We start from the raw sequence: 11,085 nt of genomic DNA, 5'->3' as shown, positions 1-11,085 counted from the left end.
GGTGGCTGCGCGACGGCGCGGCTGGCGGGTCGTTGCCGCACTGCTTTCCTCGTCCATCGACACCTCGGCCGGAATGCCTTCGATTTCCGGCTGCGGGCCGGTACCGTCGATCACTTCGGGCTGGGCAGCGGCTGCAACCGGTGCCGGACGCTCTTCACGACGGCGCGGCTGGCGAGCCGGGCGCTCTTCGCGAGGCTGCTCCTCGGCGCGCGGCTGCGGCTGGGGCTGCTCTTCGCTGCGCGGCTGCTCGTCGTTCTGACGGCGCGGCTGCTCTTCGTCGCGGCGCTGGCGCTGCTCGTTATTGAAGCGGCGCTCGTCCGAGCGGCGGCCCTGCTGCTCGTCATTCTGACGGCGCGGCTGCTCATCGTTGTTGCGGCGCTGCTGGTGCTCCTGCTGCTGGCGCGGAGGCTGAACGACCACGACGTCGTCATTGTCGCCACCATCCATCTCGTCGCCATCGCGCTCACTGCCGTCGCGGTCGAATTCGCCGCGGTCGTCGCGCTGGAAGCGTTCCTGCATCTGCGCCTGTGCGGCGGCAATGATGCGGTAGTAGTGTTCGGCGTGCTGCAGGTAGTTTTCAGCCATGACACGGTCGCCGGAGCTCTGCGCGTCGCGACCGAGCTGCGAGTATTTTTCAGCGATGTGCTGTGCGGTGCCGCGGATCTTCACGTCTGGGCCGGAGCTGTCGTAGGTCCGCGTCAGCGGATTGCCGCCCTTGCGGTTGAAATTGTTGTTATTGTTATTGTTATTTCCGCCGCCGCCGCCGTTATTGTTGGTACGCCCGCGACCGCGTTTGTTCTGCTGTCCTGGCCTCATCGATCGTTCACCTGAATTCTCTGTTTGTGTGGAGTGATGGCACCGTCAACCGTGGTCGTTTGTCCGACTCAGGGTATTCGTGCCGCAAGCATAATGCGCCTTTGCGCCAACCTGCCGCTTGTTCTCAAGTCAGTTTGACTGATTCACGCATTGGGTCGTCTTCAACCTTTGAAACTCTCGTTTAAGAGAGTGGACCCCCGAGGCCGAGCTAGCTTCGAACGAACAATCGTTCTGACCTATCTCTCCAATACGTGGGGGCAACCTATATTGCTTCCCGTTTAAATCCAAGCCTTTTCTTCGCAATGACACCAATGGACTAGTCTATTCAGCCGCTTGTTGCCGATCAGTTACGGGCGAACACGAGCACACGGTCGTTGTGGCCGTAATCCTTCACCGATTCCAAGCATTTGAAGCCTTCAGCCTCAAAAACTTCGGTCACTTCCGTTCGCTGATCGTAGCCTATCTCGAGCCCTATAACACCGTCTGGATGCATGAACCTTGCGGCATCCTTGGCAATGGAACGGTAGGCGTCAAGCCCATCCATGCCGCCATCCAGTGCGGCGGCCGGATCAAATTTTGTCACTTCGGGAGCAAGAGTGTCAACGACACTGGACGCTATATAGGGCGGATTTGAGACAATAGCGTGAAACTTCCCGTCTATGGCCTGAAACCAGCTTGATTGCACCGCCTTGAAGCGCTGCTGCAGCCCGTTTCTTTCCGCGTTGAATTGCGCCGTCTTCAGCGCGTCGACGGCGATGTCGCTGCCGATGCCCGATGCCTCGGGACATTCCTTGAGCAGCGCGAGGCATATCGCCCCGGTTCCCGTTCCCATATCCAGTATATGGAGATCGCCATGCTTACCCGCAAGGTCTCTCATATAAGGAAGCATGGTATCGACGAGGATTTCGGTATCCGGCCTCGGCTCCAGCGTTTCCGCCGAAAGCGACAAAGGCAGGCCGTAGAACTCGCGCTCGCCCAGAATGCGATGCACCGGCTCATGCGCCAGCCTGCGGGTGATCGCGTCCTCGATCCGTGCGGCGGCCGCGTCCTTGACGCGCTCGCCACCCCGCGTCAGCATCTCGGTCGTCGTGAGCCTGAGCAGCCCCGAGATCAGCACCCGCGCGTCGGCGGCCGGATCGGCCACGCCGGCCTCGGTGAAGCGTCGCCGCGCCTCGGCCAGAAGCTGGGAAACCGTCGCGCCGACCTGTTTCCCTTGCTCGCTCATGGCTGCTGCTCGCCGAGCTGCGAGAGCTGGCTTGCCTGGTAGTCGGCCATCAGCGCATCGACGATCTCGTCGATTTCGCCCACCATCATCCGGTCGAGCTTGTAGAGCGTCAGGTTGATACGGTGGTCGGTGACGCGGCCCTGCGGGAAATTATAGGTGCGGATACGCTCCGAGCGATCACCGGAGCCGACCTGGCTCTTGCGGTCGGCGGAGCGCTCGCTGTCGGCGCGCTGGCGCTCGGCGTCGTAGAGACGCGACCGCAGAACCTGCATCGCCTTGGCGCGGTTCTGGTGCTGCGATTTTTCCGAACTGGTGACGACGATACCCGTCGGCAGGTGAGTGATACGCACGGCCGAGTCGGTCGTGTTGACGTGCTGACCGCCGGCGCCCGACGAGCGCATCGTGTCGATACGGATGTCCTCGGCGCGGATCTCGATATCGATCTCCTCGGCCTCGGGCAGCACGGCAACCGTCGCCGCCGACGTATGGATACGCCCGCCCGCTTCCGTCTCCGGCACACGCTGCACGCGGTGCACACCGGATTCGAACTTCAGCTTGGCGAACACGCCCTTGCCGGTAATCGTCGCGATGATTTCCTTGAAGCCGCCGGCTTCCCCCTCGCTGGACGAGAGAACCTCGACCTTCCATCCATGCGCCGCCGCATAGCGCTCGTACATGCGAAATAGGTCGCCCGCGAACAGCGCCGCCTCCGAGCCGCCGGTGCCGGCGCGAATTTCGAGGATGGCGCTCTTTTCGTCGGCCGCGTCCTTGGGCAGAAGCAGGATCTGGATTTCCTGCTCCAGCGCCTCGATCCGCTCCTTGACCTCGGGAAGCTCCATCTCGGCCATATCGCGCATCTCGCGGTCGACGGTTTTGTCGTCGAGCAGCGTCTCGAGATCGGCAAGCTCCGACAGTGCCTTTTCATAGGCGCGGATCTTGGTCACGACGGGCTGCAGCTCGGCATATTCGGAGGCAAGCTTGACGTAGACGTCAGCCGAAGGGCCGGCCGACATGCGCGCTTCGATCTCGCCGAAGCGGCGTTCCAGCTCGCGCATCTTTTCAACGGGAAGCTTCGCCACCCTCACTCCAATTCTGTTTGTCTCTGGCTACAGAGGGATGTTGTGTGTTTCGGCGAAATGGGCAAGCAGTTCGCGCATCGATGTCGGCGTCGTCGTATCGTCGAGCGCCTCGTGCATCGCCTTGGACAGTGCGCCTACGTCGAGGCCGAGCAGCATTGCCTTGACCGGACCGATGGAGGCCGGCGACATCGACACCGAGCGGAAGCCGATGCCTAAGAGCGCCATGGCCGAAATCGGCTTGCCCGCCAATTCCCCGCAGAGCGTCACCGGCGTGTTGTTGCGCTCGCCGGCGCGCACGATATCGCGCAGGATACGCAGGAACGGCTTGTCCAGCGTGTCGAAACGATCGGAAACCCGCGCATTGCCACGATCGACGGCCATCGAGAACTGGAACAGATCGTTGGAACCGACCGACACGAAGTCGACCGCCGCCATCAGCTCGTCCAGCTGCCAAAGCAGAGCCGGCACTTCCAGCATGGCGCCGAACTGCAGCTTGCGCGGCAGCCCGTGGCCGAAGCGCGACAGGCGCTGCACTTCCTTCTGCAGCAGTTCGCGCACCGCGGTGATCTCGGAGACCTCGGTCACCATCGGCACCATCAGCTTCAATTCCATGCCGGCGGCTGCCTTCAGCATGGCGCGCAGCTGCGTGCGCAGAAGACCAGGGCGGTCGAGCGACAGGCGGATCGCCCGCCAGCCAAGCGCCGGGTTCTCTTCCTCATGGCCGCGGAAATAGGGCACGACCTTGTCGCCGCCGATATCGAGCGTGCGGAAGGTGACGGACCGGCCGGCGGCCTGCTTCAGGACGTTGCGATAAAACTGCTCCTGCTCTTCCGCCTTCGGAAGCGTGGAGGCGATCATGAACTGCAGCTCGGTGCGGAAGAGCCCAATGCCTTCGGCGCCCGATTCCGACAGTTGCGGCAGGTCGACCAGCAGGCCGGCATTCATCTGCAGCGACACGCGCTGCCCGTCCTTGGAGAGCGGCTCGACCGCGCGCAAGGCCCGGAACTGCTCCTGCCGGCGGGCGCGGAAGCGCACCTTCTCCTCGTAGGAGCGCTGATGCTCCGGCAGCGGCCGCAGATGCACATGGCCGCCGTCGCTGTCGATGATCACGGCGTCGCCATTATCGGCCAGCGCAACGATCCCGGCCGCCTGGCCGATGACGGGAATGCCCATGGCACGCGCGACGATGACGACATGGCTGGTGACGGCGCCCTCTTCGAGCACCAGGCCGCGCACATTGGCGCGCGGATAATCGAGCAGTTCGGCGGCACCCATGGCGCGCGCCAGGATGATCGCGTCTGCAGGGAAGCCATCGCCCGAGGTGCGGCCGGTATAGCCTGTCAGCTGCCGCAGCAGGCGGTTCGCCAGATCCTCGAAATCATGCATCCGCTCGCGCAGATAAGGGTCCGTCAGGCGCATCATCCGCGCCTTGGTGTCGCTCTGCACCTTCTCGACCGCGGCTTCCGCCGTCAGGCCGTTGCGGATCGCCTCTTCCAGCTTGCGCACCCAGCCCTGGTCATGCGCGAACATGCGGTAGGTCTCGAGCACCTCGCGATGCTCGCCCTCCATCGACACGTCGCGCTGAGACAAGAGATCGTCGATCGAGATGCGCAGCGAACCCAGCGCTTCGGCAAGCCGGCGGATTTCCTTGTCGGCATCGTCGTTGAGAAGATTGGTGACGACGATGCGCGGCTCGTGCAGCACGACATAGCCGAGGCCGATGCCTTCATTATAGGTGTCGCCATCGATCGTGACGGAACGGGTGAGATCGAGCTCGAGCCCCGGCTTGGTGAGCTTCTTCAGCTCGCCGGTAGCGATCATCTCGGCGAGAACCATCGCCGTCGTTTCGAGCGCTTCCAGCTCCTCGTCGCGATAGTTGCGGCTTGCCTTGTTCTGCACGACGAGAACGCCGAGCGAGCGGCCGGCGCGTAGGATCGGCACACCGAGGAAGGAATGATAGATCTCTTCGCCCGTCTCCGGCAGGTAGCGGAAGGCGGGGTGTGATTGCGCGTCGGAGAGATTGAGAGGGGCGGCCGATGCGGCGATCGTGCCGACGAGGCCCTGCCCCATTTTCAGCTGCGCCAGGTGGACAGCTTCGCGGTTCAGACCTTCGGTTGCATAGAGTTCGAGCACGCCGTCGGAACGCAGCACGTAGACGGAGCAAACCTCCGCCACCATGTTGCTGGCGATCTGGCGAACGATCCGGTCAAGACGCTCTTGTGGCTCCAGCGGCTCCGCCATCAACTCGCGCAGCCGCTTGAGCAGCACGCGCGGACCGCCGGAAAGGTCTCTCATTGCGTCTCAAGCTCCAAAAACAGAAGGCAAAGTGGCCCGGCAGATCGCCGCGCCACTAATCAACTTGTACGCGCGGCGGCCCTGCTGGGAATCAATTCTTATCCAGACCGTAGCAGGAATGCAAAGTCCTGACAGCGAGTTCCGCATAAGGACCATCAATCAGGATGGAAATCTTGATTTCCGAGGTGGTGATCGCCTTGATGTTGATGCCTTTATCGGCAAGTGCCTTGAAAGCGGTCGCCGCGACGCCGGCGTGGCTGCGCATGCCGATACCGATGACCGACACCTTCACCAGGCCCGATTCGTTCTGCACGACGTCGTAACCGATCGTATCCTTGTGCTCGCCGAGCACCTTGATGGCCTTGTCCACGTCGCCCGACGGCACGGTGAAGGTCATGTCGGTCTTCGAGCCATCTTCCGAGATGTTCTGGACGATCATGTCGACATTGATGTGGTTCTCGGCCAGCGGTCCGAAGATCGCGGCGGAGACGCCCGGACGGTCGGCGAGACGGCGAAGCGAGATCTGCGCTTCATCCTTGGCATAGGCGATGCCGGTGACTACTTCCTGTTCCACGATTTCTTCCTCGTCACAAATCAGCGTTCCGGGCGGATTCAAGAAATCACCCATGCCCGGAGCATCGGGATCTTCAAAAGACGAACGCACGAAAGTGCGCACCTTGTGCACCATGGCAAGCTCGACCGAGCGAACCTGCAAGACCTTGGCGCCGAGCGATGCCATTTCGAGCATTTCCTCAAACGCGATCTTCTTCAGGCGGCGCGCCTGCGGCACGATGCGCGGATCGGTCGTATAGACGCCGTCGACGTCGGTATAGATGTCGCAACGGTCAGCCTTGACGGCGGCGGCGATCGCCACCGCCGACGTATCCGAACCACCACGGCCGAGCGTCGCGATGCGGTTGTCGGGGCCGAGACCCTGGAAGCCGGCGACGACGGCCACCTGGCCCTCGCCCATGCGCTTGATCATTTCCGAGCCGTCGATCTCGAGGATACGGGCGGCGCCGTGCGCGTTGTCGGTGCGGATCGGGATCTGCCAGCCCTGCCAGGAGCGGGCGTTGACGTCCATGGCCTGCAGCGCGATGGCCAGAAGACCCGAAGTCACCTGCTCGCCGGAAGCGACGATGGCGTCATATTCGCGGGCATCATAGAAAGGCGAGCTTGCGCCGACGACCTTCGGCGTATTCTGCACCCAGCCGACCAGCTCGTTTGTCTTGCCCGACATGGCGGAAACGACGACGGCCACTTCATGACCGGCATCGACCTCGCGTTTGACGTGGCGGGCAACGTTCTTGATACGGTCCAGGTCAGCGACGGATGTTCCGCCGAACTTCATTACGATGCGTGCCATAAGCCTCTACCACAGCAAACCGCCGGGAGAGACGAACGCCAGACCCGGCACGACGAAGCCTTGGAAGCCACGGGCCGAAGAGCCGGAATTGGGAGGTTCTGGAACCCTTCTAAAGCCCTGCGCCCAAGGGCCCAAGTTGCGGCGTCTCTTAACGAGTTTGTGAGGGGGTGGCAAGGTGGAGAAAGGAGAATGACGGCCTCAATTGCGCGTGTAATTTGCAGGCCGCGCGAGGCAGCACCGAACCGCATGTGACATGACTATGACAATCCCGCCAGACACTGCCCGCCAAAGCGCGCTGCCCCGTCCCCGCACATTTTTCGGCGTAAAGATTAGATTCAGCTTTTTTTGGTAATTTCCCGTTAGCAATACCCTTTGATGTTCCTGGCGCCACCTAAGTTCGGCGTCCGGCCTGTAATGAGTAACGGGTTCCCAATGCGTTTTTCGGCTGTGCCAGCAATCTTCCTTGCCTGTCTGACCCTTGCGGGTTGCACGTCGACGTCTGGCCCCGACGTCTTGGCTTCAGCCGCCCCGTCGCGCGAAACGACCAGTTCGGTGGCTCCGCCGGCCGCCGTCCCATCCGCGCCGGTACCCTCCGCCGGTATCGCCACCGGCCAGCAAACCGCTCCGCATCAGGAAGTGCTGGCATGGGCCGGCCCGATCCCGGAATCGAAGGCCTTCGAATCCGCCGACCGCGCCGTCGGCGCACCGCTTCCCGCCGAGCGCCCGATGGCAGCTACGGAGGTCGCGATGATGACGCCGCCGGCCCGCCCGCCCGTTGTCACGCCGGTTGTCGCCCCGATCATGGAGCGCCCCGATCTTCCCGATATGGAAGAGACGGCGCAGCCGCGCACGCGCAGCAAGCTCTATAGCCGCCAGTTCCGCGACGCCAAGCCGATCAACTTCGGCCGCGCCTCGCCGCACAAGCTCGCCGTTCACGGCGTCGACGTCTCTCGCTGGCAGGGCGATATCGACTGGCCGAGGCTGCGCACCCAGGGCGCCAACTTCGCCTATATCAAGGCCACCGACGGCGGCGACCACCTCGACCCGATGTTCCGCACCAACTGGCGCAAGGCCAAGGAAGCGGGCCTCAAGCGCGGCGCCTACCACTTCTTCTACTGGTGCCGCACCGCCGGCGAACAGGCAGACTGGTTCATCCGCAACGTGCCGCGCGATCCCGATGCGCTTCCGCCCGTTATCGACGTCGAATGGAACGGCGAATCCGCGTGCAAGCGTCGCCCCTCGACCGAAAACGTGCTCGAGAAAATGCAGGTCTTCATGGACAAGCTCGAGCGCTACTACGGCAAGCGTCCGGTCATCTACACCGCCCCCGACTTCTATGCCGACAACCTGCAGGGCGCTTTCCAGAACTATCCCTTCTGGCTGCGCTCCGTCGCCGCCCATCCGTCCAAGCGCTATCCCGGCCGCAAGTGGCTCTTCTGGCAGTATTCCGGCTCGGGCCTGTCGCATGGCGTCGAAGGCAGGATCGACCTCAACGTCTTCAACGGCAGCCCCGATCAATGGATGCGCTGGTCCTCGGGACGCCCCAGCAACCGGATGATGGCTGCCAACGACTAACGATCCGACAGCGATCAACCTGCACTGATATCGATCGGGCATAGGCACAACCGTGGCGCGGCACACCCGCTGCCACGGCGCAACTATTTTGTCACACCACTAAAATTCGGGTGTCGCGTATATTTCCAAGCATAGGTAACTGTGATTCTTCTTCAATCGTAAGTATGCGGCGTAGATTGATTCGCGAATGTCTTTGATGCTGAATGATTTGGCGGAGATTCCGAATGGGAAATCTTGATATCGAAACCTGGGCACTGGCCCGCGCCCATCACATTGTGTTGAACGAGGGACTTAACCTTGCGAAGGCGGCGCAGGACCTGGATCGCAAGCGCTCCAGATCGCTGGTCTACGAACTGCGCAAGGTGATCGCGGCGGCAATACTCGAAGCCCATGCTGCCTCAAGCAAGAACGACGCGATGCCGCAGGGCTGAGTGTCGCGTAATGATGGCGGCCTATTCCTCCCTCATGCCTGTGCTTGTCACAGGCATCCAGCCACGGCGCGTCTGCGCCGTGAATGACGTGCCCCAGGTATGTATTTAGCCGAAGAAAAGTCTCTCGCCGCGCGGACGCGCGTCGGCTGGATTCCCGCCACAGGGGCGAGAATGAGGGAGAGGATGAGCTGTCTCGCAATGCAATTATTTGTTGCAATATTGTAAAGTGCAACTAATCTTCCCGCTTGCGGCTGCGCATCGTGGGGAGATGTCATCATGCCATTCACAATAACGAAATCCATACCGGCCAGAGAACGCTGGACGCGCGTCTGCGACATCAGGCAAGGCGCGACCTACGCCTTCACGGCGTCGGGCACGTGGACGGATTGGAAGATCAATGAGGACGCGAACGGCTATGACCGAACGTGGCTGAGACCGTTTGCCGGATTGAGAACCATGCCCAAGGCGCAGTGGTTCGCCCTCATCGGGTCAATCGATCAGGACACGGATACCGCGTTTCTGATCGGCGCGTACCGCCCGTCGTGGACAGCGCCGCGGGATGGCGTTCTCTACTGCTGCGCCAATGACATTCCCATCATGTACTGGAACAACTCCGGCGCGGTCGAGCTGACATGCACTGAGCTCTAGCAGCGCCGAACGCCCGAAAGACACAGTTGCGTCACGCCTAAGAAACGGGCAGCCTAGAGCATGTCGCGCAAGAGTGTGAAGCGGTTGCAGGCGCGGGGGCCGGCCGATCATGACACGCATGCAGAAAATCGGCGTGGTTCTCGGCCTTGCGCTCGTCGCGAGCTTCACGCTGCTGCGCGCCACCGACCCGCCGCTGCTGCGCCAGATCCGCGACATCACCTTCGACGAATACCAGCGCATCACCCCGCGCAAGTTCGAAAACACCCCGGTCCGCGTCATCGATATCGACGAGGCATCGCTCCGGGAATTCGGCCAGTGGCCATGGCCGCGCGACCGGCTGGCGCTTCTGGTGCAGCGCCTATCCGACATGGGAGCGGCAGCCATCGCCTTCGACGTGCTCTTCGCCGAGGCCGACCGCCTGTCGCCGCGCTCCATCATGCGCGATGTCGCCGGCGTCGATCCGACACTCCTTAGCCGACTACCCGATAACGACCAGCTCTTTGCGCAAGCCATCGCCGACAAGCCAGTGGTCCTCGGCTTCGGCCTCTCCATGGACGGCAGCTACAAGCCGCCGGTGAAAGCGGGCTTCGCTTTTACCGGCGAGAGCCCGTTCAACGCCCCGCCGCGCATGACGGCGGCAACGCCGGTGCGTCCGCAATTGCAGATCAACGCCACGGGCCTCGGCCATATCAGCCTCAACCCCGGCACCTACTCCGCCACGGTCCGCCGCGTGCCGCTGCTGCTCAGCGATGGCGAGCAGCTCTATCCCAACCTCGCGCTGGAAGCGCTGCGCGTCGCCCAGGGCGCCTCGACCTATATCGTGGCGGCAGCCCCCGATATTCCCGACACGCTGACCTCGATCAAGGTCGGCGATTTCGTGGTACCCGTCACCTCATCCGGCGAGCTCTGGCTCTACACCAGCCCCGATATCGCCGATCGCTACATCTCCGCCGGCAAGGTGCTGGCGCCCGATGGGCCCGCGCCCGAAGTCGCCGCAGCCGTGCAAGGCAGCATCGTCTTCGTCGGCACCTCGTCTGCCGGCCTGCAGGATATCCGCACCACAGCGCTCGGCGAAAACGTGCCCGGCGTCTCCATTCACGCGCAGACCGTCGAGCAGATCCTCTCCGGTCACTTCCTCTCTCGGCCGGATTGGGCCGATGGCATGGAGATCCTGCTGATCGCGGTGTTGGGCACCTGCCTCGTCATCGTCACCACCTTCGTCAGCCCCGCCGTCGGCCTCGCCTGGGGGCTGATCGTCACAGCGCTCGCCTTTGCAAGCTCCTGGTTCGCCTTTTCGCGATGGGGCCTGCTGTTCGATCCGCTGGCGCCGATCGTCGCCGCCTCGATCATCCACTTCGCCGCCACCTCCTTCCGCATCCTGGTCATCGACCGCGAGCGGCGCGAGGTGCGCAAGGCATTCGGCCAATATCTATCGCCCTCGCTGCTCCACCGCATCGAGCACAATCCGGATGCGCTGCGATTGGGTGGCGACGATCGCGAGCTGACGGTCATGTTCGTCGACGTCAGGGGGTTCACGACGCTGAGCGAGCGCCTGCAGCCGGCCGAGGTCGTCCGCTTCCTCAACACGTTGCTCGATGCGCTAAGCCGCCATGTGGTGGCCAATGAAGGCACGCTCGACAAGTTCATCGG

9 protein-coding genes are annotated in these 11,085 nt (G+C 62.8%); 4 read left to right on the top strand and 5 right to left on the bottom strand.

Features of this window, described 5'->3' with window-relative positions; all coding sequences use genetic code 11:
• The 5 genes from B3605_RS21485 to B3605_RS21465 form a co-directional block, all read right to left on the bottom strand.
• The coding region (locus B3605_RS21485) for a DUF4167 domain-containing protein (RefSeq protein WP_296435957.1) at nt 1–816 on the bottom strand (816 nt) is incomplete at its 3' end.
• 343 nt (nt 817–1,159) lie between these two features.
• Complete coding sequence (gene prmC, locus B3605_RS21480) at nt 1,160–2,041, bottom strand: peptide chain release factor N(5)-glutamine methyltransferase (protein ID WP_296435956.1); 882 nt, start codon at nt 2,039–2,041, stop codon at nt 1,160–1,162.
• Nucleotides 2,038–3,120, bottom strand: coding sequence for a peptide chain release factor 1 (prfA, locus tag B3605_RS21475; protein WP_112943779.1), 1,083 nt, complete (start codon nt 3,118–3,120; stop codon nt 2,038–2,040). Before prfA ends, prmC begins: the two co-directional genes overlap by 4 nt.
• A 27-nt stretch (nt 3,121–3,147) precedes the next feature.
• The gene (gene ptsP / locus B3605_RS21470; RefSeq protein WP_018901545.1) at nt 3,148–5,415 is read right to left on the bottom strand and encodes a phosphoenolpyruvate--protein phosphotransferase; all 2,268 of its coding nucleotides are present in this window, start codon (nt 5,413–5,415) and stop codon (nt 3,148–3,150) included.
• Nucleotides 5,416–5,506: 91 nt separating this feature from the next.
• On the bottom strand, nt 5,507–6,781 hold the full coding sequence (locus B3605_RS21465) for an aspartate kinase (RefSeq protein ID WP_026283559.1): 1,275 nt from the start codon (nt 6,779–6,781) through the stop codon (nt 5,507–5,509).
• Between the two features lie 432 nt (nt 6,782–7,213).
• On the opposite strand from B3605_RS21465, the gene B3605_RS21460 reads away from it, so the two are divergent.
• The 4 genes from B3605_RS21460 to B3605_RS21445 form a co-directional block, all read left to right on the top strand.
• The gene (locus B3605_RS21460; RefSeq protein WP_112943778.1) at nt 7,214–8,356 is read left to right on the top strand and encodes a GH25 family lysozyme; all 1,143 of its coding nucleotides are present in this window, start codon (nt 7,214–7,216) and stop codon (nt 8,354–8,356) included.
• Between the two features lie 224 nt (nt 8,357–8,580).
• Nucleotides 8,581–8,787, top strand: a complete 207-nt coding sequence (locus tag B3605_RS21455) for a hypothetical protein (RefSeq protein WP_018901542.1) — start codon at nt 8,581–8,583, stop codon at nt 8,785–8,787.
• Nucleotides 8,788–9,063: 276 nt separating this feature from the next.
• Entirely contained in the window at nt 9,064–9,435 is a 372-nt protein-coding gene (locus tag B3605_RS21450; protein ID WP_112943777.1) for a hypothetical protein, read from the top strand.
• A gap of 109 nt (nt 9,436–9,544) precedes the next feature.
• The coding region (locus tag B3605_RS21445) for a CHASE2 domain-containing protein (protein WP_296435950.1) at nt 9,545–11,085 on the top strand (1,541 nt) is incomplete at its 3' end.

This window comes from Rhizobium sp. UBA1881 (assembly GCF_002338015.1).
Classification (GTDB): domain Bacteria; phylum Pseudomonadota; class Alphaproteobacteria; order Rhizobiales; family Rhizobiaceae; genus Rhizobium.
This window is presented reverse-complemented; position numbering and strand designations above follow the sequence as displayed.